This is a genomic window from Methylomarinovum tepidoasis (genome assembly GCF_030294985.1).
GTDB lineage: Bacteria > Pseudomonadota > Gammaproteobacteria > Methylococcales > Methylothermaceae > Methylohalobius > Methylohalobius tepidoasis.
Genome location: NZ_AP024718.1, coordinates 1,716,497 through 1,737,209 on the forward strand (window position 1 = coordinate 1,716,497; position 20,713 = coordinate 1,737,209).

At 65.1% G+C, this 20,713-nt stretch carries 19 protein-coding genes; 9 read left to right on the forward strand and 10 right to left on the reverse strand.

The features are described from left to right. Positions 1 to 37 precede the first annotated feature (37 nt). The 5 genes from MIN45_RS08655 to glcF are packed head-to-tail and all read left to right on the forward strand — an operon-like array spanning position 38 to position 5,308. Complete coding sequence (locus tag MIN45_RS08655; protein WP_286291581.1) at positions 38 to 925, forward strand: DUF2232 domain-containing protein; 888 nt, start codon at positions 38 to 40, stop codon at positions 923 to 925. Next, the gene (locus MIN45_RS08660) at positions 922 to 1,593 is read left to right on the forward strand and encodes a rhomboid family intramembrane serine protease (RefSeq protein ID WP_286291583.1); all 672 of its coding nucleotides are present in this window, start codon (positions 922 to 924) and stop codon (positions 1,591 to 1,593) included. Before MIN45_RS08655 ends, MIN45_RS08660 begins: the two co-directional genes overlap by 4 nt. After that, complete coding sequence (locus MIN45_RS08665) at positions 1,580 to 3,034, forward strand: FAD-linked oxidase C-terminal domain-containing protein (RefSeq protein ID WP_286291585.1); 1,455 nt, start codon at positions 1,580 to 1,582, stop codon at positions 3,032 to 3,034. Before MIN45_RS08660 ends, MIN45_RS08665 begins: the two co-directional genes overlap by 14 nt. Position 3,035: 1 nt before the next feature. Further along, entirely contained in the window at positions 3,036 to 4,088 is a 1,053-nt protein-coding gene (glcE, locus tag MIN45_RS08670; protein WP_286291588.1) for a glycolate oxidase subunit GlcE, read from the forward strand. Next, positions 4,088 to 5,308, forward strand: a complete 1,221-nt coding sequence (gene glcF, locus MIN45_RS08675) for a glycolate oxidase subunit GlcF (RefSeq protein WP_286291589.1) — start codon at positions 4,088 to 4,090, stop codon at positions 5,306 to 5,308. Before glcE ends, glcF begins: the two co-directional genes overlap by 1 nt. Here glcF and MIN45_RS08680 read toward each other — a convergent pair. From MIN45_RS08680 to MIN45_RS08695, 4 genes are read right to left on the reverse strand one after another with little or no spacing between them, the layout of a single operon-like run. Next, positions 5,300 to 5,782, reverse strand: coding sequence for a cytochrome P460 family protein (locus MIN45_RS08680; RefSeq protein WP_286291590.1), 483 nt, complete (start codon positions 5,780 to 5,782; stop codon positions 5,300 to 5,302). The two genes, glcF and MIN45_RS08680, sit on opposite strands and share 9 nt — an antisense overlap. Before the next feature lie 17 nt (positions 5,783 to 5,799). Further along, positions 5,800 to 6,036 (reverse strand): FeoC-like transcriptional regulator, encoded by a 237-nt coding sequence (locus MIN45_RS08685; protein WP_286291591.1) that lies wholly within the window; start codon positions 6,034 to 6,036, stop codon positions 5,800 to 5,802. Beyond that, a complete protein-coding gene (gene feoB, locus MIN45_RS08690) occupies positions 6,033 to 8,378 on the reverse strand; it encodes a Fe(2+) transporter permease subunit FeoB (RefSeq protein WP_286291592.1) in 2,346 nt (781 codons plus the stop codon). Before feoB ends, MIN45_RS08685 begins: the two co-directional genes overlap by 4 nt. Next, positions 8,375 to 8,608, reverse strand: coding sequence for a FeoA family protein (locus MIN45_RS08695; protein WP_286291593.1), 234 nt, complete (start codon positions 8,606 to 8,608; stop codon positions 8,375 to 8,377). The genes feoB and MIN45_RS08695 overlap by 4 nt, the downstream gene beginning before the upstream one ends. Positions 8,609 to 8,744: 136 nt before the next feature. Here MIN45_RS08695 and MIN45_RS08700 point away from each other — a divergent pair, with 136 nt between their 5' ends. From MIN45_RS08700 to MIN45_RS08710, 3 genes are read left to right on the forward strand one after another with little or no spacing between them, the layout of a single operon-like run. Further along, complete coding sequence (locus MIN45_RS08700; protein WP_286291594.1) at positions 8,745 to 9,518, forward strand: CBS domain-containing protein; 774 nt, start codon at positions 8,745 to 8,747, stop codon at positions 9,516 to 9,518. A gap of 23 nt (positions 9,519 to 9,541) precedes the next feature. After that, entirely contained in the window at positions 9,542 to 10,309 is a 768-nt protein-coding gene (locus MIN45_RS08705; protein WP_286291595.1) for a CBS domain-containing protein, read from the forward strand. Between the two features lie 3 nt (positions 10,310 to 10,312). Beyond that, positions 10,313 to 12,457 (forward strand): AMP-binding protein, encoded by a 2,145-nt coding sequence (locus MIN45_RS08710; RefSeq protein WP_286291596.1) that lies wholly within the window; start codon positions 10,313 to 10,315, stop codon positions 12,455 to 12,457. Here MIN45_RS08710 and gspD read toward each other — a convergent pair. The 4 genes from gspD to MIN45_RS08730 are packed head-to-tail and all read right to left on the reverse strand — an operon-like array spanning position 12,446 to position 16,821. Beyond that, positions 12,446 to 14,578, reverse strand: a complete 2,133-nt coding sequence (gene gspD, locus MIN45_RS08715; protein ID WP_286291597.1) for a type II secretion system secretin GspD — start codon at positions 14,576 to 14,578, stop codon at positions 12,446 to 12,448. The two genes, MIN45_RS08710 and gspD, sit on opposite strands and share 12 nt — an antisense overlap. Beyond that, positions 14,575 to 15,192 (reverse strand): hypothetical protein, encoded by a 618-nt coding sequence (locus MIN45_RS08720; protein WP_286291598.1) that lies wholly within the window; start codon positions 15,190 to 15,192, stop codon positions 14,575 to 14,577. Before MIN45_RS08720 ends, gspD begins: the two co-directional genes overlap by 4 nt. Beyond that, positions 15,189 to 15,794: a type II secretion system protein GspM gene (gene gspM / locus MIN45_RS08725; RefSeq protein WP_286291600.1), complete on the reverse strand. Its 606-nt coding sequence runs from the start codon at positions 15,792 to 15,794 to the stop codon at positions 15,189 to 15,191. The genes MIN45_RS08720 and gspM overlap by 4 nt, the downstream gene beginning before the upstream one ends. Beyond that, positions 15,757 to 16,821, reverse strand: a complete 1,065-nt coding sequence (locus tag MIN45_RS08730) for a PilN domain-containing protein (protein WP_286291601.1) — start codon at positions 16,819 to 16,821, stop codon at positions 15,757 to 15,759. The genes gspM and MIN45_RS08730 overlap by 38 nt, the downstream gene beginning before the upstream one ends. Before the next feature lie 79 nt (positions 16,822 to 16,900). Here MIN45_RS08730 and MIN45_RS08735 point away from each other — a divergent pair, with 79 nt between their 5' ends. After that, entirely contained in the window at positions 16,901 to 18,160 is a 1,260-nt protein-coding gene (locus MIN45_RS08735) for a dicarboxylate/amino acid:cation symporter (RefSeq protein WP_286291602.1), read from the forward strand. Here MIN45_RS08735 and MIN45_RS08740 read toward each other — a convergent pair. Together MIN45_RS08740 and glgX are read right to left on the reverse strand one after the other, a co-directional pair. Continuing rightward, entirely contained in the window at positions 18,133 to 18,573 is a 441-nt protein-coding gene (locus MIN45_RS08740; RefSeq protein ID WP_286291603.1) for a DUF5658 family protein, read from the reverse strand. The two genes, MIN45_RS08735 and MIN45_RS08740, sit on opposite strands and share 28 nt — an antisense overlap. Continuing rightward, positions 18,570 to 20,681, reverse strand: a complete 2,112-nt coding sequence (gene glgX / locus MIN45_RS08745; RefSeq protein ID WP_286291604.1) for a glycogen debranching protein GlgX — start codon at positions 20,679 to 20,681, stop codon at positions 18,570 to 18,572. The genes MIN45_RS08740 and glgX overlap by 4 nt, the downstream gene beginning before the upstream one ends. Positions 20,682 to 20,713: the final 32 nt, after the last annotated feature.

Genomic DNA, 20,713 nt, shown 5'->3' on the forward strand with positions numbered 1-20,713 from the left:
TATACTGATGCCTTGCCGGGCTTTGCGAGGAGACCTCATGGAAGAAATCGCTGCTTTCATCATGGCCAGTCGCTGGCGCGCCATGGCGGTGGCCGCTGTCTGCGCGCTGATCGGTATCTATTTCCTCCCTTTGATCGTGGTCAGTGGCGCGGTCATTGCCCTGGTGGTCCTGCGCCGGGGGTTGTGGGAGGGGGGGCTGGTCCTGATCGGTGCCGCGGTGTTGACCTGGCTGGGTTTCATGTGGCTGCCGCCGCGCCCCGGTTTCCCGTTCCCCTTGAGTTTCGTTCTGTGGCTGCCGCTGATGCCCGTGGCTCTGGTGCTGCGCAACACGTTTTCCCAGGGGGTTGCGCTGCTGACCCTGTGGGCGCTGATGGTCGCCTATGTGGGGCTGACCCATGCCCTGACCGGTGACGTAACGGCGTTCTGGAAGCACTGGTTGGCGCTGGCGGTCGCCAACGTCAAGGGGGCGACCGTTTACGGTTTCGAGCGCGAGGGTACCCTGCGTCTGCTCAACGGCCTGGTGGCGATGTTGTACGCCTTGTGCGTCTTCGCCGCGCTGGCCCTGGCCCGCTGGTGGCAGGCGCTGCTCTACAATCCCGGCGGGTTCGGTGAGGAGTTCTATCACCTGCGCCTGCCGCGCTGGCTGCTGCCGTTGGCGATCGCCCTGATCTGGGGCGCCGGCTACATCGACAAGGTGCTGATGGTCGATCTGCTGCTGGTGAGCCTGGCGGTCTACACCATCCAGGGCCTGGCGATCCTGCACTGCCTGCTGGACCTGCAAAACGCCAGCGGCCTGTGGATGATCCTGGTTTACGGGGCGCTGCTGTTCGTGCCCCAGTACGCCTTCGTCGCCGTGGCGACACTGGGTGCGATGGACAGCCTCATCGATCTGCGTGCCTGGGCGGCGCAGTCTTTGGGCGAATGATCCCACTGCGCGACACGATCCCCTGCCACCGCACGCCGTGGGTGACCTGGTGCCTGATCGGCATCAACGTCACGATCTTCCTTTATCTGTGGTGGCTGCCGGAGGAGATCCGCCTCAAGATCCTCTATCTCTACGGTCTGGTGCCGGCCCGCTACACCCATCCCGAATGGGCCGCCTGGGTCGGGCTCGATCCGAATGACTATTGGCCCTTCCTCACCAACCTGTTTCTCCACGGCGGTTGGCCGCACATCATTTTCAATGCCTGGTTGTTGTGGATCTTCGGCGACAACGTCGAGGACCGCATGGGGTCGGGGCGATTCCTGGTTTATTACCTGCTGTGCGGTCTGATCGCCAATGGCGTGCACATGGCCATCAACGCCGATGCCACCCTCGCGGCGGTGGGGGCTTCCGGCGCCATCGCCGGGGTGATGGCCGCCTACTTCTACCTCTTCCCCCACGCCCAGGTGATCGTGTGGATTTTCCCGTTCCCCCTGTTCGTTCCGGTGCCGGCGATCCTGTTTTTGGGGTTGTGGGTCATTTTCCAGGCCTATCAAGCCACCACCGCCGGCGCGGGGGCGGCCTGGTGGGGGCATCTGGGGGGATTCGCCGCCGGTTTCCTGTTGCACCGCTTCTTCGTCCGCAGGGAGACGGACCATGACCCGGCGTGACGCGATGATCCGCCGCCTGCAGGCGATCGTGCCCGACGAGGCGATCCTGCGGCGACCGGAGGAGCTGAAACCCTACGAGTGCGACGGCCTGACCGCCTACCGGCGCGTGCCCTGGCTGGTGGTACTGCCGGAACACGAATCCCAGCTGGTTCGGATCTTGAAACTGTGCCATGACGAAAAGGTACCCCTGGTGGTGCGCGGCGCCGGCACCGGGCTTTCCGGCGGCGCGCTGCCTCTGGAGGAAGGGCTGCTGGTGAGCCTGGCGCGCTTCGACCGGATTCTGGAACTGGACCCGTTGGGCCGCACCGCTCGGGTCCAGCCCGGGGTGCGCAATCTCGCCATCAGCGGGGCGGCTCGTCCTCACGGGCTGTATTACGCCCCCGATCCCTCGTCGCAGATCGCCTGCAGCATCGGCGGCAACGTGGCCGAGAACGCCGGCGGCATCCATTGTCTGAAATACGGCCTGACGGTGCACAACGTGATCGCCCTGCGCTGCCTGACGATGGAGGGGGAGACGGTGATTCTGGGAAGTGCCGGGCTCGACGGGCCCGGCTATGACCTTCTGGCTCTGGTGCACGGTTCCGAGGGACTGCTGGCGGTGGTGACGGAGATCACCGTGCGCCTGTTGCCGCTTCCGGGTTGCACCCGCACCCTGCTGGCGGCCTTCTCCACGGTGGCGGCGGCTGCGGACGCGGTGGCGGCGGTGATCGAGGCCGGGCTGATTCCGGCGGCGATGGAGATGATGGACCGGCCCGCCATCGTCGCGGTGGAGGATTATCTCCAGGCGGGTTATCCCCGCGAGGCGGCCGCGCTGGTGATCTGCGAACTGGATGGCCCTGAGGCCCAGGTGGAGGCGGAAGCGGCCGCTGCCCGCCGTCAGTTCGAGCGTCACGGCGCTTTCCGGGTGCAGGTGGCCCAGGACGAGGCCGAGCGGCAGCGCTTCTGGCAGGGGCGCAAGTCCGCCTTTCCCGCCATCGGCCGCATCACCCCCGACTACTACTGTATGGACGGCACCATTCCCCGCCACCGGGTGGCCGAGGTGCTGGCCGGAATCGCCCGGCTGGCGGACAAATACGGCCTGCGGGTGGCCAACGTCTTTCATGCCGGGGACGGTAATCTCCATCCCCTCATCATGTACGACGCCGCCGCCGGGGAGCTGGAGAAGGTCGAGCGCCTGGGGCGGGAGATTCTGGAACTGTGCGTCCAGGTCGGCGGCACCATCACCGGCGAGCACGGGGTGGGGGTGGAAAAACTCGATTCCATGTGCCGGCAATTCGGCGAAGGGGAGCTGCGCCTGTTCCACGCCGTCAAACAGGCGTTCGATCCTCGGGGGCTGCTCAATCCCGGCAAGGCGGTGCCCACCCTGGCCCGCTGTGCCGAACTGGGCGGAATGCACGTACACCAGGGGCGGTTGCCTCATCCTGAACTGGTGCGTTTCTGATATGGACTTGACCGAAGCATTGCAGGAACAGGTATCGACGTCCTGCCGTCGTGGCACGTCGCTACGGATCGTCGGCGGCGGCAGCAAAGCGTTCTACGGCCGTGCCGTCGAAGGCGAGGTGTTGGCGCTGGGCGAACACCGGGGAGTCGTCGCTTACCAGCCCAGCGAGCTGGTGGTGACCGTCCGCGGCGGCACTCCGCTGGCGGAACTGGAGCAGGTATTGGCGGCCGAGGGGCAGATGCTCGGTTTCGAACCGCCCCATTTCTGCCCGGCCACCGTCGGCGGGGCGGTGGCGGCGGGGCTTTCCGGGCCGCGGCGGCCCTTCGCCGGGGCGGTGCGGGATTTCGTCCTCGGCGTCAGACTGCTCACGGGACGCGGCGAGGTGTTGTCCTTCGGGGGGCAGGTGATGAAGAACGTGGCCGGCTTCGATCTGGCGCGGGTGCTGGCCGGTTCCCTGGGGACGCTGGGCGTCATCCTGGAGGTGTCGCTCAAGGTGCTTCCCAAACCGCCCCTGGAAGTGACCCTGCGCCGCCGCCTGCCGCCGCAGCAGGCGCTGGGCGCGATGGCGGAGCTGATGGGGCGCGATCTGCCCCTGAGCGGTTTGGCCTATGACGAGCCGTTTTTATATTTGCGCCTCAGCGGTCTGCCTGAGGTGATCGAGGAAACGGCGGCCGATCTGGGGGCGGAATATCTGCCTGACAACCGTTTCTGGCTGGATCTGCGAGAGCAGCGCCTGGCCTTCTTCACCGCAGGGGAAGAATCCCTGTGGCGGCTGGCTTGGCCCCCGGCCGCCCCCAACCCCGACCTGCCGGGCCGCTGGCTGCTCGACTGGGGCGGCGCCCAGCGCTGGCTCAGGACCACCGCTGAGCCGGACGCCATTTTCCAAGCGGCGGCGCAGGCGGGGGGGCACGCCACCTGGTTCCGGGGGCACGGTCCGGCCGATCCGGTGTTCCAGCCGTTGCCGCCGCAGCTGTTCAAGCTGCATAAAGCCCTCAAGGAAGCCTTCGATCCCAAGCGCATTCTCAATCCCGGCCGGATGTACGAGGATCTCTGATGCAGGTCGAACTCGCTTCTCAATATCGCCAGGATCCGGTCGCCCGGCTGGCGGCCGATATCATCCGCGGCTGTGTCCACTGCGGCTTCTGTAACGCCACCTGTCCCACCTACCGGCTGTTGGGGGACGAGCTGGACGGTCCCCGCGGGCGGATCTATCAGATCAAGGACCTGTTCGAAGGTCTGCCCCCCACCGCCAGCCTGCAGAAGCACCTGGACCGTTGCCTGACCTGCCGGGCCTGTGAAACCACCTGTCCTTCCGGCGTGGCCTACGGCCGCCTGCTGGATCTGGGGCGCGGTTGGGTGGCGCAGGCGGTGCCGCGTCCCTGGCGCCAGCGTCTGCTGCGGGCGGCGTTGCGCTTCTGGCTGCCCCATCCCCGGCGGCTGCGGCCGTGGTATCGGCTGGTCGAACCGCTGCGGCCGCTGCTGCCCCGTTCACTGCGCGTCCGTCTGGGGCGGGGCGGGCGCTTTACCTGGCCGCCGCCGCGCCATCCGCGCCGGATGCTGATTCTGGAAGGTTGTGTCCAGTCGGTGCTGGAACCAGGCATCGACGCGGCGGCCGCACGGGTGTTCGACTGTCTCGGCATCAGCCTGATCCGGGTGCCCGAAGCCGGCTGCTGCGGCGCCCTCAGCTATCATCTGGACGCCCAGACCGAGGGGCTCGATTTCGCCCGCCGCAACATCGACGCCTGGTGGCCCCACGTGGAAGCGGGCGCGGAAGCCATCCTCGTCACCGCCTCCGGCTGCGGGGTGATGGTGAAGGATTACGGCGAGCTGCTGGGCTGCGACCCCGCCTATCGCGACAAGGCCCGCCGGATCGCGGAGCTGGCCCGGGATCCGGCGGAAATTCTCGCAGGTTTGGATCTGCGCCCGCTGCAGGTCGCCCCCTGCCGAGTGGCGTTCCAGTCTCCCTGCACCCTGCAGCATGGCCAGCGCCTCGCCGGGGTGGTGGAAGGGATTCTGCAACGTTTGGGGTTCGCGCTGACGCCGGTACCCGACGCCCAGCTGTGCTGCGGTTCCGCTGGCGTCTATTCCCTGCTCCAACCCAGGCTGGCCGCCCGGCTGCGGGCACGAAAGATCGCCGCCTTGGAAAGCGGCGATCCGGATGTCATCGCCAGCGCCAACATCGGCTGCCTGCTGCACCTGGCGCCGGTGGCCACCAGGCCGGTGCGGCACTGGCTGGAGTTATTGGATACGACAGGCGCGCCGAATTCAGGGTAACGGTGCCGGCCGGGTGAAGACGAAATCGGTCTTGGCGGCGGCCTTGTGGCATTCGAAGCAGGGCTTGCCGCCGTCGTTGTCAAGGGGCTTGAGTTCCATCCCCACCCAGCGGGCGAAGCCCCAGCCGCCGGTGTCGGCGTATTTTTTGCTGTCCTTGACCATGAATTCGATGTGGGACAGGGTTCCCGGGACGATGGCGGGCTGCCACAAGGGGTGGCGGCTGTCCTTCCAGACCAGTTTCCCCAAGATGGCGCCGTCCGGCCAGGGATGGGTATTGCCTTTCCGGGTGGCCGTCATGGCGGTGGTGTTGCCGACGATCACCCGCAGGGACTGGTTGTCGTCCCGGTGGGAAACCCCCAGCACCTGCCAGTGTTTGTAGGTGGCCGGCAGCTTGATGCCGTTGGAAGGCGGCGGGGTGGCTTGTGCACCCAGGGGCAGGATCGCGGTTGCGAACAGAAATGCGAGCTTGCGCACTGGATTTCCTCCCATATTCATGTTTCCCCCTCATTGTCGGCAATCCAGCGATAGATTTCCACCGTCTGCAGCGGGCACAGGGTGCAGCCGCCGGGGCAGGGAGTGGCGGGCGGCAGCCTCTCCACCTCGCCGCGGCGGATGAGGCGTTCGAGCATGGGGCGGACGGTTTCCGGATCGCTGCCCAGAGCTTCGGCCAGTTCCTTGAGGGGAATCTGCCGCTGGCGGCGCAGCAGGGAGCGGAGCTCGAGGATCACCGGCAGCAGCTGCGGTGGATCAGACCGGGTCCGCCGCCGCTGGGGGCCAGGGGTGGGGGCGGCTGACGCCGCAGCCGCAGGCTGAGCCAGAACAGGGCCAGGGCGGCGGCGACCGCGGCCATCCAGGCCAGCGAGGACAGGGGATGGCGGGGCAGGGTGGCGGCCTGATAGAAGAAGGTGGCCACGCCGTAGGCCAGCCCGGTGGTCCAGCCCAGGGCGAACAGCATCCAGCGGCTGCCGGTCTCGCGGCGGATGGCGGCGGTGGCGGCCACGCAGGGGCTGTACAGCAGAACGAACAGCAGGTAGGCGAAGGCGCCGATACGGCCGTCGAAATGGCGCACCATGGCCCCGAAAGTGCTGCGGTGGACTTCCTGAACGGTTGCCGCCTGTTCCAGATCGCCCCCGCTTTCCAGCACCCGCAGGCCCAGAGGATCGCCAAGGGCGTCGAGACTGTCGTGGAGATTGACGGGAATGGTGGCGATGGCCGCCGCCAGCTCGGCTTTCAAGTCGAAAGCCGTCGTCTCCGTTTCCAGAGGTGCTGCGGTCTCGTCCAGACGGCTGTAGAGGGTGTCGAGGGTCCCCACCACCACTTCCTTGGCCAGAACGCCGGTAAGGATGCCGACGGTGGCCGGCCAGTTGTCGTCTGCGATTCCCAGGGGGCGTAGCGCCGGCGTGACGGCCTGGGCGGCGGCCGCCAGCATGGAGCGGTGGGGGGCGACGTCGCCGAAGCGGCCGTCGGTGCCCCAAGCGTTGAGGAGGTTGACCACCATCACCATGACGACGATGTATTTGCCGGCGTCGGTGACGAACCCCTTGAGACGCAGCCAGCTGTGCAACAGCAGGTTGCGGCCGCTCGGCAGCTGGTAGGCGGGCAGCTCCAGCAACAGCGGTTGCGGATCTCCCGGCAGCAAAGTGGATTTGAGCAGAAAGGCGGTGCCCATGGCCGCCAGGATGCCGACCAGATAGAGGAGGAACACCACGTTCTGTCCGCCCTGGGGGAAGAAGGCGGCGGCGAACAGAGCATAGACCGCCAGGCGTGCCCCACAGGACATGAACGGGGCCATCATCACCGTGAGAATGCGTTCCCGTTCCCGTTCCAGGGTACGGGTCGCCATGATCGCCGGGACGTTGCAGCCGAAGCCGACGATCAGCGGCACGAACGCTTTGCCCGGCAGACCCAGCCTCTGCATCAGCCGATCCATGATGAAGGCGGCCCGGGCCATGTAGCCGGAGTCTTCCAGAAAGGTGAGAAACAGGTACAGAAAGCCGATGATGGGAATGAAGGTGGCGACCACCTGGATGCCCCCGCCGATCCCGTCCGCCAGCAGTACCTGGAGCCAGGTGGGCACACCCCAGCCGGCCAGCAGCCGCTTCATCCCCTCCACGAACAGGGCGCCGGCGGCTTGATCGAAAAAGTCCACGAAGGCGCCGCCGATGTTGATGGTGAAGGTGAACAAGGCGTACATGGCCAGCAGAAACACCGGCATCCCGAGCCAGCGGTTGAGCACCACGGCGTCGATGCGGTCCGACAGGGAGCGGGAGCCGGTGATGTGGCGGCGGGTCACCTGGCGGGCCAGTTCGTGGGCCTGGCGGTAGCGGGCGTCGGCGATGACAAGGTCCAGGTCCGGGCCCAGTTCTCCCTGCAACCGGGTGCGCAGTTCCCCGATCTGGGCGGCGAGCGTCTCCGGTAGCGGTTCGGGGGGTGGGTGACCGGCGAGCAGATGCAGGGCCAGCCAGCGTCCCGGCCGTGTGGGAGCGATCCGGGCCAGCGCCGGGGTGAGCCGGGCGATGGCCTGTTCCAGTGCTGGGGGATAGGTGATCTGGATCCTGGGTGGAACCGGCTCCCTGGCCTGGCGGGCGATGGCGGCCTTGAGGTCCTCCAGGCCGGTGCCGTCCCGGGCGACGATGGGCACCACCGGGGTGTCCAGCAGCCGGCTCAGCTCGGCGGCATCCACCTCGATGCCGCGGCTTTCCGCCAGATCCATCATGTTGAGCGCCAGGACCTGGGGAACGCCGGTTTCCGCCAGCTGCAGGGTCAGATACAGGGCCCGCTCCAGCTGGCTGGCATCGGCGATGTTGACCAGCACGTCGGCCTGACGGGAGAGGATGAAGTCGCGGGCGATGCGCTCGTCGGGGGAGGTTTCCTCCGGGTCGAGGGAGTAGGTGCCGGGGAGATCGACGACCCGGAAGGTGGCGCCGCCGAAGCGATAGTCGCCCTCCTTGCGCTCCACCGTCACTCCCGGCCAGTTGCCGGTGCGCTGACGGGCGCCGGTCAGGCGGTTGAACAACGAGGTCTTGCCGGAATTGGGATTGCCGATCAGGGCGATGGTGTATGCGGTCATGGGGTTTCTTCCTGCACCAGGATGCGTTCGGCCAGATCGCGGCCGACGGCCATGCGGTCGTGATGGCGTCCGATCACCACCGAGCCGTTGCGGTTGCGCCATACCTGGATCGTCGTGCCCGGGGCCAGCCCCAGACTGAGGAGGCGCAGCCGGGTGCGTTTGTCGGCGACGTCGACGATGCGCACCGGGCGGCCGGCTGGGATGCCGCTGAGAGGTCGGGACGGGGTCATGGCGCTCTGAGGGAATAGTTAATGAGAACGATTATAGTTTATGGTCGGGGCTTGTCCAGCCCCGGCGTTTCCGATTTCGCTCCGAACCCATTAAGATAAAGGCGTTTTTGCAAAATTCCAGATCGAGTAAGCAGTCATGGCGGAGCGACAGGCGCTGGCGCAACGGAAAAAAGCCAGGAAGAAAAAGAAGAAATCGCGTTCCTACAAGGGCAGGGCCCTGTTGTGGATCTTTCTGTTCATGGTCGCCGACGAGATTACCCCCGGTCTGCCGCTGGCCGAGGTTTTCCTGCTCGCCCTGCTGATCTTCCTGCCCCGTTGGTTGTTGGAAATGGTTCACCGGGTATACGAATATATGCCGGACCGCCAGTCCTGGCACACCGTCGGCGACATCTGCAAGCGGGATGTGATCACCGTGGCCCCGGATGCCCGGGCGCTGGAAGTGGCCCAGTTGATGCGCGACGAGCATCTGCGCAGCCTCATCGTGGTGGAGGCGCGGCCCTATGTGCCGGAAGCAGAAGAAGTCGCGGAAACCGAAGACAAAGCGGCGGGGAAAAAAGGCAAAGCGCTGGCCAAGACCGCCGGTACAAGCATCCAGGTGCCGGTGGGAATCGTCACCGACCGCGATCTGGCCCTTCGGGTCGAAGGACAGGGCCTGTTGTGGGAGGACACCCTGATCGAAGAGATCATGACGCCCGATCCGGTGGTGGCCCGCGCCGACCAGGACGTCCATGCGGTGGTGGAGAAGATGCGCGAGATCGGCGCCCGCCAGTTGCCCATCGTCGACGAGCGCGGTCACCTGATCGGGACGTTGAGCCTGGACGACACCATCGCTATGCTGTCCCACAGCCTCGACGACATGGTGGAACTGCTGCAGCGGGAAATTCAGCGCGAAGCGGAAGTCAGCCGCTGATTTTGATCTGAGGACGGAAAGTCATGGCCGACAAGACCCCGGCGAAAAAGAAAAAACCCAAAAAGGAACGTGCCTACAAGACCAAGGTGATCCTCTGGACCGTCCTGCTGATGGTCATCGACGAGATCACCATCGGGATCCCCGAGGCCGATCTGGTGCTGTTCTACGTGGTGCTGGCACGGCCCAAGTGGTTCCTGGAGATGATCCACAAACTTTACAAATACGTGCCCCACCGCCGTGCCTGGCGGCCGGTCAGGCACGTCTGCCAGCGCCAGGTGGCCACGGTGACGGCGGACGCCAGCGTGACCGAGGCGGTGGAGAAGATGCGCGAGGCCGGCGTCCGCAGTCTGGTGGTGATCCGAGAGCAGACTCATAACCCTGCCGCCCAGGTCAGCCAGAAGAAGGGCTGGTTCGGCAAGCGGCGCAGGAAGAAGGCGTTGCCGGAGACGACGGCCGCCGAGGCCGAAACCATCCAGGTGCCCGTCGGCATGCTCAGCGACCGCGACGTGACCCTGTTGGTCGGGGCAGAGGGCCTGAGCGGCGAGGCGGTGACCGTGGCCGAGGTGATGCAGGACGACATCCCCCTGGCCCTGGAAAGCGAGGATCTGCATTCGGCGGTCACCAAGATGCGCGAGGCCGGCATGCGTCGCCTGCCGGTGGTGGACGAGCGCGGCGCGCTGGCAGGGCTTCTGAGTCTGGACGACACCATCACGGTGCTGTCCGAGGGACTCAACGACATGGTGGACCTGCTCGAGCGGGAAACGGAGCGCGAGGCCCGTCAGTCGGCCTGAGCCATGCTGAAAGCCGTCGTCCGTCTGCTGCTGCGTCTTTGCTACCGTCTCCGCATCGAGGGGCTGGAACCGCTGCGGCGCTTCGAAGGGCCGGTGCTGATCGTCGCCAATCACCAGTCGTTTCTCGACCCGGTCATCCTCTGGGCCTTTCTGCCCGCTGGACCGACGTTCGCCATCAACACCCACATCGCCCGCCTGTGGTGGGTGCGGCCGTTTCTGCGTTTCGCCGAGGTGGTGCCGCTCGACCCGCTGCAACCGGCCTCCCTCAAGACCCTGATCCGGCGGTTGCAGGCGGGCCGGCGCATCGTCATCTTTCCCGAGGGGCGCATCACCACCACCGGGGCGCTGATGAAAATCTACGAGGGCCCGGGGCTCATCGCCGACCACGCCGGCGTGCTGGTGGTGCCGGTTCGCATCGACGGAGCTCAGTATTCGCCCTTCTCCCGTCTCGACTGCCGCTTTCCCCGGCGCTGGTTTCCCCGCATCCGCGTGGTGGTGCGGCCGCCCCGGGACATCCGCCCGCCGGAGGAAATCAAAGGCATCGCCCGCCGGCGCCGGGCCGGTGAAAATCTGGCGGCGCTGATGCGCGAGACGATGTTCGTCACCACTCCCTATGATCGCACCCTGCTGGAAGCGGTCTGGGACGCCCGCCGCACGGTGGGGACGAGGCGGGCGGTGGTCGAGGACATCGAGCGGCGCCCGCTCGGCTATCATGGTCTGCTCACCCGGGTTCAGGTCATGGCCGCGTTGCTGCGGCGGCACCTGCGTCATCAGGGTCCCGTCGGAGTGCTGCTGCCGAGCGGCGTCGCTGCGGTCGTCGCGGTGTTGGCGCTGCAAAAGCACGGCCGGCTTCCGGCGATGCTCAACTATACCGCCGGTCCCGCCGGTCTGACCGGCGCCTGCCGCACCGGCACGATCCGGGAGGTGCTGACGGCGCGCCGTTTCGTCGAGCTTGCGGGGCTTTCCGAAGAGATCGCGGCGCTCGAGGCGGCGGGCATCGCCGTCCATTATCTGGAGGACTGGCGGGACGGGGTGGCCGCCTCCGACAAATTGGCGGCCTGGACCGCCGCCTGGTTCGGCGGTTCTTTTCGCAGCCGACCGGGGGCGGCGGCCGAGCCTGCGGTCATGCTGTTCACTTCCGGTTCCGAGGGGGCGCCCAAGGCGGTGCTGCTGTCCCACCGCAATCTGCTGGCCAATTGTGCTCAGCTGGCGGCGGTGCTCGATTTCAATCCCACCGACACGGTCCTCAACGTGCTGCCATTGTTCCACGTCTTCGGCCTGGGACCGGGGACGCTGCTGCCGCTGGTGTTCGGCATCCGCACCTTCCTCTATCCCAATCCCCTGCATTACAAGGTGATTCCGGAACTGGCCTACGAGATCAACGCCACGGTGCTGTTCGGTACCAACACTTTCCTCCAGGGCTATGGCAGGCATGCCCACCCTTACGACTTTCATACCCTGCGCTACGTCTTCGCCGGCGCGGAGAAGCTCCAGGAGGAGGTGCGCCGGCTGTGGCTGGAGAAATTCGGCCTGCGGATTCTGGAGGGGTACGGCGCCACCGAAACCAGCCCGGTACTGGCGGTCAACACCCCCATGCATTACCGCAGCGGCACCGTGGGCCGCTTTCTGCCGGGGATCGAATGGTGTCTGGAACCGGTGGAAGGGCTGGCGCAAGGCGGTCGCCTGCACGTGCGCGGACCCAACGTCATGCTCGGCTACTGGCTGCCCGAGCGGCCCGGAGAACTGGCGCCGCCGTCCTCGGGTTTCGGTGCGGGCTGGTACGACACCGGTGACGTGGCGATCGTAGACGACGACGGTTTCGTGACCCTGGCGGGCCGGCTGAAACGCTTCGCCAAGGTGGGCGGCGAGATGGTGCCCTTGAACGGCGTCGAATCCCTGGCCGCCCGAGTGTGGCCGGAACACCGCCATGCCGCCGTGGCGGTGGCCGATTCCCGGCGCGGCGAGGCGGTGGTGCTGGTGACCGAATGTCAAAACGCCACCCTGGAAGCGCTGCAATCCTGCGCCCGCGAGCAGGGCGTTCCGGAGCTGTGGCTGCCGCGGCGGATCGTCACCTGCGCGGCGCTGCCGCTGCTGGGAAGCGGCAAGCTCGATTACCGTCGCATCCAGCAGCAGGTGTCAGCCGGCTGATTCCGGTACCGGGGCTGGTTTCGGCGATCGGCGCCGCTTGGGTGGTTGTTTGAGGTATTCCGCCGGTGTCTGGTACAGCTCCTTGAGGCGGAGGCGGAACTCGTTGGTGAGCACGAAGGCGTCGTGGCGGTTGCGCACCACCCTTGGGGTGATGAGCACCACCAGTTCCGTGCGTTTGATCCGTTCCGTGGTGGTGCCGAACAGGTGGCCGATGATCGGTAGTTTGTAGAGCCAGGGGATGCCGTCCTGGCTCTGGTCACGGTTGTCCTTGATCAACCCGCCGAGCACCAGGGTATCGCCGTCCTTGACCGCCACGGTGCTGGTGATCTGGCGCTGGATGATGGTGGGGTTGGGATTGCCCGGCAGCTGGCGGCCGATGTCGTCTACCTTCTGTTCCAAATCCATAATGACCAGACCGCCGGTGTTTACCCGAGGCTTGATCTTCAGTTGAACCCCGGTGTCACGTTGCTGATACGTAGCGGTGATGATGGGATTGGTGCCGCTGCTGCCGGTATTGGTCGCCTGCGAAGTCTGGAGAGAGATCTGGTCGCCCACGTTGATGGTGGCTTCGTGATTGTTGAGCACCATCAGTGAAGGGGAGGAAACCACGTTGAGTTTTCCCTGTTGGGCTGCCATTTGCAGAATCACACCGATTTCCTGGGATTTGCTTTGCCATACATAACTGAAACCGGGTGCTAAGGCATTGAGAAGAGCCGTTTTGGCAGCGTCGCCCAGATTAAGTCCGTCAGTGCTGTATCCGGTGTTGCTGTATTTCTTGGGCAGCTTGTTCTGGGCGAACCATTCCAGCCCGTATTTGAGATCGTCACTCAGTGTCACTTCGATGATGGATGCGTCGATCAGCACCTGCAACGGCAGCCGGTCCAGGTCCTTGATGACCTTTTCGATTTCCCGGTACTGTTCCTGATTGGCGATGATGATCAGGGCGTTGTTGGGCTCATCGGCAATGATGCGCAGCGGGGTTTGGGTGCGGCGGGCGCTGCTCTGTGGCTGGTTGCGCCCCTTGAGGGTGACTCTCCTGCTGCCGGGCGCCACTTGGGTTCTCGGGACCTGGGTCTTGCCGGTGAAGATCTGATTCAGCGTTTCGGCCAACTTTTTGGCATCCATATTCTGGACCCGATAGACATGGACCGAACCGGTTTCCTCGGATACCGCCCGGTCGAGGCGCTTGATCCAGGTTTGAGCCAGTTGCAGGTATTCCGGCTGTCGGGTGATGACCATCAAGGCATTGAGACGGTCGATCGGGATCAAGCGTAAAAGGGAGGCGTCTTGCAGGACCTTTTTCCCGAGGGCCTTTTCGAGATCGGCGCTCAAGGTTTCGGCATCCAGGTTATGGAGCGGGAACAGCCCCACTGACATGCCCTTGAGGAAATTGACGTCGAAGGTGCGGACAACCTCGTCAGTGGCGCTCAATTCCGCGCTGGTGCCGGCCACCAGCAGTAGATTGCGGACCGGATCCGTATACAGCAGGGATTTAGGACCGAGCAGCGGTTGCAAGATTTTCTGGATCGATTCCACCTCCATGTAACGCAAGGGATAGATCCGCACTTGAAAACCTGGTGGCAGATTGCTTCCGGTCAGGGACAAAGGTGCCCCTTGGGTAGCTTCGTCCATCGGTCCAATCCAATAGAAATCGCCTTTTTTGACCAAAGCCAGGCCGTTCATGCGCAGCACCAGTTCCAGGGCCGGGAGCACCTCTTCCCGGTTCAGGGGGCGGGTGGTCTGCAGGGTGATCTTACCTGCCGCCCGGGGGCTGAGAACGTAGTTGACCTTGAGAATGTCCCCCAGGATGACTTTGGCGACCTCCCCCAGGTCGGCGTCGTCGAAATTGAGGGTGTATTTGCCTGGTTTGCGAGATGGGCGCGGATGACTCGGGGGACGAATCGTCTGTCCCGTGCCTAAGGTGATTTCCGCCTCCTTCAGCGGCGGTTCCAGCGGAGAGGCGCCCGCTTTGGATGGATTTTCCGAAGTTTCCGGGGGAACCGGGGGAACTTCAAGCAATTCCAGGGGCAATTTTTCCCCGGGACGGTGGGTCAGTGATTCGCAGGCGGCCAGTGCGCCGATCAGGGTCAGGGCGGTGATGGATTTGACGTGACGGATCACGGTGACTTCTTTCCTGGTTTTTTGCTGGGTCGGTGGTTCGTGAACGGGTTGGCGAAAGGGTTGCGGGGACTTGGTTTCGTCCGCCGGGGCTGGGAAATCCTGCGCTTGGGGGCTTTGCGGGGTTTGACCAGCTTGAGCGTGTGCGCCTGGCCGTTTTGGGTCAGGACGACGTGGTCGGCTTCGATGCGCTGCAGGCGCCAGCCGTCGATGGTTTCGTCCGGATGCAGGCGCACGACCTTTCCCCGCTTGTCGCGCAGCAGGATCAGGCGGGTTTCCGGGGTTTCCAGAATGCCGATCAGCTCGACCTCGGGCGGCGGTCCTTTGGCGGCGGCAGGTTCCGGCGTGGGTTCGTCGGCGCTTTCCTCCGCGACCGGACGGCGGCCTTCGAGAAACAGCGGGCGGGAGACGAAGGCCGACTCTGCAGACAGCGGCGGAAGCTGGAATTCCTGCGCCGGTTCTGTCGCCGGTGCTTCCAGCTTGGGTGTCTCGACACCCGGCTGGGGTTGTAACAGCGTGCGGCGTAGGTGCGTGTATTCCGCTGCAAGGAACATCGCCATTCCCAGACATGCCGTTCCCAGGACGATTGTCGGCCAGTGTTTGCGGTGGAGGCTCATGAGGGTTCGGTCTTCATGTAACCGTAGACGGTCAGATCGACGTTGAGCTTGTCGAGCGGAATGAATTGCCGGGTTTTGGGATCGCGCCGGCCGCGGACGGGGCGGACGGTCAGGCGCTCGATAAGAAGGTAGGGCGGGTTGGCTTCGATTTCCTGCAGGATCTCCTGCAACTGACGGCTGGAAGCGGTGAAGCGGGCCCGCACTGAGATTTGGGTGAAGCCGTCTTCTTCCTTCGTTCCCAGCACCTGGGTGCTGGTGAGCTCTCCGCCTGCTGCGCGCACGATTTCCCCCAGGCGCTTCTGCAGTTCGGCCGACGCCAGGGCCGGGGTGGCGCCCTGGAGATAGTGGCGCCGGGCGGCCGGATCCTGTTGCAGTGCCTGCAGTCGCCCTTCCCACAAGGGGGCTTTGGCGGCGGTCCGTTGCAGCCGCTGCAACTGGAAGCGCAGGTCTTCGATCCGCTCCCGGTTGTCCGCCAGGATCTTCAGATAAGGGGCGATGGCAAGCCCATAGAGCAGCACCAGCGGCAGCAACAACAGTAGCACCGCAAGGATGCGCTGCCCCGTCTCATTCAGATTGGGATTCAGGCGTTTTATCGGGGCCATGATGAACATCCATGCTGATGCGGAACCGTTCCAGACCGCTGTGGCGGTCCTGGGTGATGGGAGAGATGAAATGCACGTTGTCGAAGTAGGGGGAATCTTCCAGCAGTCGTACCAGTTTGGAAGCGGCGGGGGACCGGCCGTCGATGCGCAGCTGGCTGTCTTGATACCGCAATTGGGTCAGCCAGGTGTCGTCCGGCAGGCGGCGGCTCAGCTCCTCCAGCAGTTGCGTCAGGGCCGGGGTCTGAAGCTTCTTGTCCACCAGGAAGCGGCGCTGGCGTTTCAGCTCCGTCAGGCGCTGCTGGATGTCGGTGGCGCGGATGGCGGCCTTGCGGGCTTTGGCGACCTGCCGTTCCAGGATCTCGATCCGACGCTGCTGGAACAGGACGGGAAGCAGCAGGGCGGCGCCGATCAGGGCCAACAGTAAGGTGCCGAGCGCCAGATTCAGATGCCGAGACCAGCGCGGGCGCTGATCGCTTCGGCCTTCGGGCAGCAAGGCAAGTCCGGTCCTGGGCTGGCCGTGGTCGAGAACGGCGATGTCGTCGATGTTCAGGCCGGCGTCCTCGGCTTGGGCCAGCAGCGGGTCGAGCACCTGCCTGGGGACGACGATCAGCTCGACGACGATTTTGGCGTTGGCCTGTTCGACGATGCGGGTGTCGAAATAGACCTGATCGGCTTCGAACGGGGTGTGGCGGTCGATTTCGAAGCGGATGACCTGACTCAGATTCTTGCGTGCCGCCGCAGGCAGGACCGTGCGCCGCACCAGGCATTGTCCCGGTTGCAGCAGCAGGGTGTATCTTTCTTCCGCGTCGGCCCTGCCGTCGTGGGCGACCGGCTGCAAGGGTCGGTCGTCCTCGGTCTGGCGCAGGATTTCCATTTCCCCTTCTGGCGTGAAGGTGATGAAATAAGGTTCCGCCTTCGGCCAGCGGCGCCGCAGGGTTTCCGGGATCAGCGCCGCCAGCTGCTGGCGCCACCACTGCCAGAAGCGTCGCAGGCTCGGCGGGAAGGCGAAAGAGGCGATCAAAAGCATGCTGTGGTGGGGATTGCCGTCTGCGGAAGATGAATCCGTAAACCGGTCATTATAGATAACCTGGCGGAATGGAGCGAAGATGTCGAACGAAAAGAATCATCTGACCCTGTGGATTTTCATCGCCATCGTCCTCGGGGTCCTGCTGGGGTTGTGGCGGCCCCACTGGGCGGTGGGTTTCGCCGTCGGTGGGGAGATCTTTCTGCGTCTGCTGAAGATGCTGGTGGTGCCGCTGGTGATGACCAGCGTCATGGCCGGGATCCTCGGTTTCGGGGACGTGCGCCGGCTGGGCAGGCCGGGCGCGGTGGCCATCGGCTATTATCTGACCACCACGGTGCTGGCGGTGATCGTCGGCATCGTTCTGGTCAATGCCTTCGAGCCCGGCGCCGGTGCGCCGCCGCCGGATACGGCGCTGTTGGAATCGGCCCGGGTGGCGAACAAGGAAATGGGCCTCGGCGCCATCGTCGAGCACATGGCGCTGATGCTGGTGACCGACAACGTGATCAAGGCGATGGCGGAGATGCAGCTTTTGCCTTTGATCGTCTTTTCCATGCTGTTCGCCGGCACCCTGACCATTCTGGGTCCGAAGGCCGAGACCGTCAGCCGCTTCATCGTCCAGCTGAACGAAGCCTTCCTGGCGCTCATCCTCGGTATCATGACGCTGGCGCCGCTGGGGATCTTTTGTCTGGTGACCGCCCGTTTCGGGGAGGCCCAGCTGCACGGCGCCTTTCTGCAGACCCTGCAGCAAACCGGCAGATACATGGGCACCGTGCTCACCGGTTTGGCCTTTCACGCCTTCGTGACGCTGGCTTTGCTGCTGTGGATCTTCGCTCGCCGCTCCCCCTGGCGGTTTCTGGGGGCGATGTCACCGGCGCTGCTGACGGCCTTTTCCACCGCCAGTTCCTCGGCCACCCTGCCGGTGACCTTGGAGGCGGCGGTGGACCGGGGCGGAGTGCGGCGGGAAGCGGCCGAATTCGTCATTCCCCTCGGGGCGACCATCAACATGGACGGCACCGCCCTGTACGAGGCGGTGGCGGCGATCTACATCGCCCAGGTGCTGGGCGTGGATCTGAACCTGATGCAACAGGTCACCGTGGCGCTGACCGCCACCTTGGCGGCCATCGGCGCCGCCGGCATTCCCGAGGCGGGGTTGGTGACCATGGTGATCGTGCTGAGCGCGGTGGGGCTGCCGACCGAATACATCGGCATTCTGCTGTCGGTGGACTGGCTCCTGGACCGCTTCCGCACCGCGGTCAACGTCTGGGGCGACAGCGTCGGTTGCGCCATCGTCGAGCGGGTGTTGCCGGTGCCGGCTCAGGCCGACAGCAGCCACCATTCGTAGCCGATCAGCAGGGCATAGACGCCAAACAGCAACGGCAGGAAGGACGTTGCCGGCCGGTTCAGCAGGCGATGGCGGTGATGCAGCAGGACGAAGATCACCGCCAGGCTGGTGCCGAGGTATTTGACGTAGAAAAACGGATAGGTGCCCAGTTCGAGCAGCAAGCGCATCAGCGGATTGATCTCGATACCGCCCCGGGCCAGGATCATCAGCGTCAGGAGCGCGTCGAGGGCGCAGGCGGCGACGATCCCCAAGCTCCACAGCAGCAGCCGGTGGTCTTCGTAGTAATCGACATAATGGGGACGGTCTTGCTCTTCGGCACGTCGCGGCCCTCGGCGCCGTCCCCGTATCAGGGCGTACCAGAACGTGCGCCAGCCAAGTCGGCGGCGTTCCGGTTGGCGGCGGCGGTCGGTCATTTTCTCCTCCGGGGTTTTCCTGCCTTTGCCTGTGCCACCAGCACGTACAGACTGCGTCCGATCAGCGTCAGCTGATCCTGCCGCGTGAGCTTCTTTTCCCTGCCCACGGCGGCGATGTCCTCCGGTGGTGCGGCCGCGGTGTCCACCACCACGTGCCAGCATTGCCCCGGCGGCGGGGGCGGGAGGTGGAAAGAGACGGCTTCCGGTGCGGCGTTGAACAGCAGGCACAGTTGGGGCTCTTCGGGATCGAGGGGATGGATCGCCGCCCCCAGGGCCCGGCCGCTGCGCCAGTCCGGCGGTGAACCGTGGGGGCCGAACCATTCGATTTCCTCGGGGTGGTAGAAATCCCCTTTACGCAGGACCGGGTGGGCTTGGCGGAAACGGACCAGCCGGCTGACGAAGCGCACCAGCGGGCGGTTTTGCTTCATCAGACGCCAGTCGTACCAGGAGATCTCGTTGTCCTGGCAGTAGGCGTTGTTGTTGCCCCTCTGGGTGCGGCGGAACTCGTCCCCGCCCAGGAGCATCGGCACCCCGCGGGAAAGGAACAGGGTGGCGAGGAAATTTTTGATCTGGCGCAGGCGGATCGCTTCGATCTCGGGATCGTCGGTGGGGCCCTCGACGCCGTAATTGCAGCTGTAATTCTCGTTGGTCCCGTCGCGGTTGCCCTCGCCGTTGGCCTCGTTGTGCTTGTGTTCGTAGCTGACCAGGTCGTTGAGGGTGAAGCCGTCGTGGCTGGTGACGAAGTTGACGCTGTTGAGCGGGGTCTTGCCGCTGTGCTGGTACAGGTCGGCGCTGCCGCACAAACGGGTGGCGAACGGTCCCAGCATACCGTCGTCGCCGCGCCAGTAGCGGCGCACGTCGTCGCGGTACTGGCCGTTCCATTCCGACCAGCGTTCGCCCGGAAAGAAACCCACCTGATAGGCACCGCCCGCGTCCCATGCCTCGGCGATGAGCTTGACGCTGCCCAGGATCGGATCTTCGGCGATGGATTCCAGCAGCGGCGGATTGGGTACCAGCCTCCCGCTGCGGTCGCGCCCGAGGATCGAGGCTAGGTCGAAGCGGAAGCCGTCCACGTGCATCTCGGTGACCCAGTAACGCAGGCATTCGAGGATGTAGCCGCGCACCACCGGATGGTTGCAGTTGAAGGTGTTGCCGCAGCCGGAATAGTTGAGATAGCGGCTTTTGTCGTGCTCGTCGAGCAGGTAGTAGATGCTGTTGTCCAGTCCCTTGAAGTTGAGGGTCGGGCCGTGCTCGTTGCCCTCGGCGGTGTGGTTGAAGACCACGTCGAGGATGACTTCGATCCCGGCCTCGTGGAGGGCCTTGACCATGGCCTTGAACTCGGTGATCTGGGCGTCGATGCTGCGGCCGGTGCTGTACTGGGCGTGGGGAGCGAAGAAGGCCACGGTGCTGTAGCCCCAGTAGTTGACCAGCGGTTCACCGGTGAGGGGGTTTCTGCGGTCCAGTTCATGGGGATTGAACTGGTGCACCGGCATCAGCTCCAAAGTGGTGATCCCCAATTCCTTGAAATAGGGAATCTTCTCGATCACGCCCAGATAGGTGCCGGGGTAGTGGGCGCAGGAGGAGGGGTGGATGGTCAGGCCGCGCACGTGGGTTTCGTAGATGACGGTTTCCGACCAGGGGATCTTGGGATGACGGTCGCCATCCCAGTCGAATTCCCGCTCGCTTGGAATCAGCCCCTTGACCCGATACTGCGCCTTGGGGATCGGCTCGTCGGGATGTTCCTCCAGCCAGCGGTCGCAAAGCATGGCAAAGTCCCAATGCTCGACGCCGGTCAGGGCGGTGGCGTAAGGGTCGAGCAGGGCGCGCTGGGGATTGAAACGGTGGCCTTCGTGGGGGGCGAAAGGCCCGTCGGCCTGGAACACGTAGGTCAGCCCCGGGCGGGCGCCGTGAACGTAGACGTGCCAGATGTCACCGGTACGATGGGTTGCGGGATCCAGTTCGAAGCACCAGGTGGGCTCCAGCACCGCCGGGTCGTCGAACAGCAGCAGCCACATGCGGGTGGCGTTGCGGCTGAAGATGGCGAAGTTCATGCCACCGTCGAAGCCGTGGACACCGAGTGGCAAAGGACGCCCCCGGCTGATCGTCAAAGCCGTTTCCATAAACTTCAGTCTAGTCCAAA

Coding starts and splice junctions, on each gene's coding strand:
- glcF (WP_286291589.1), top strand. CDS start 4,088: ATGCAGGTCGAACTCGCTTCTCAATATCGCCAGGATCCGGTCGCCCGG.
- MIN45_RS08720 (WP_286291598.1), bottom strand. CDS start 15,192: ATGAGCCTCCACCGCAAACACTGGCCGACAATCGTCCTGGGAACGGCA.
- MIN45_RS08695 (WP_286291593.1), bottom strand. CDS start 8,608: ATGACCCCGTCCCGACCTCTCAGCGGCATCCCAGCCGGCCGCCCGGTG.
- MIN45_RS08700 (WP_286291594.1), top strand. CDS start 8,745: ATGGCGGAGCGACAGGCGCTGGCGCAACGGAAAAAAGCCAGGAAGAAA.
- MIN45_RS08735 (WP_286291602.1), top strand. CDS start 16,901: ATGTCGAACGAAAAGAATCATCTGACCCTGTGGATTTTCATCGCCATC.
- MIN45_RS08665 (WP_286291585.1), top strand. CDS start 1,580: ATGACCCGGCGTGACGCGATGATCCGCCGCCTGCAGGCGATCGTGCCC.
- MIN45_RS08660 (WP_286291583.1), top strand. CDS start 922: ATGATCCCACTGCGCGACACGATCCCCTGCCACCGCACGCCGTGGGTG.
- MIN45_RS08655 (WP_286291581.1), top strand. CDS start 38: ATGGAAGAAATCGCTGCTTTCATCATGGCCAGTCGCTGGCGCGCCATG.
- MIN45_RS08705 (WP_286291595.1), top strand. CDS start 9,542: ATGGCCGACAAGACCCCGGCGAAAAAGAAAAAACCCAAAAAGGAACGT.
- MIN45_RS08730 (WP_286291601.1), bottom strand. CDS start 16,821: ATGCTTTTGATCGCCTCTTTCGCCTTCCCGCCGAGCCTGCGACGCTTC.
- MIN45_RS08710 (WP_286291596.1), top strand. CDS start 10,313: ATGCTGAAAGCCGTCGTCCGTCTGCTGCTGCGTCTTTGCTACCGTCTC.
- gspM (WP_286291600.1), bottom strand. CDS start 15,794: ATGGCCCCGATAAAACGCCTGAATCCCAATCTGAATGAGACGGGGCAG.
- MIN45_RS08740 (WP_286291603.1), bottom strand. CDS start 18,573: ATGACCGACCGCCGCCGCCAACCGGAACGCCGCCGACTTGGCTGGCGC.
- feoB (WP_286291592.1), bottom strand. CDS start 8,378: ATGACCGCATACACCATCGCCCTGATCGGCAATCCCAATTCCGGCAAG.
- glcE (WP_286291588.1), top strand. CDS start 3,036: ATGGACTTGACCGAAGCATTGCAGGAACAGGTATCGACGTCCTGCCGT.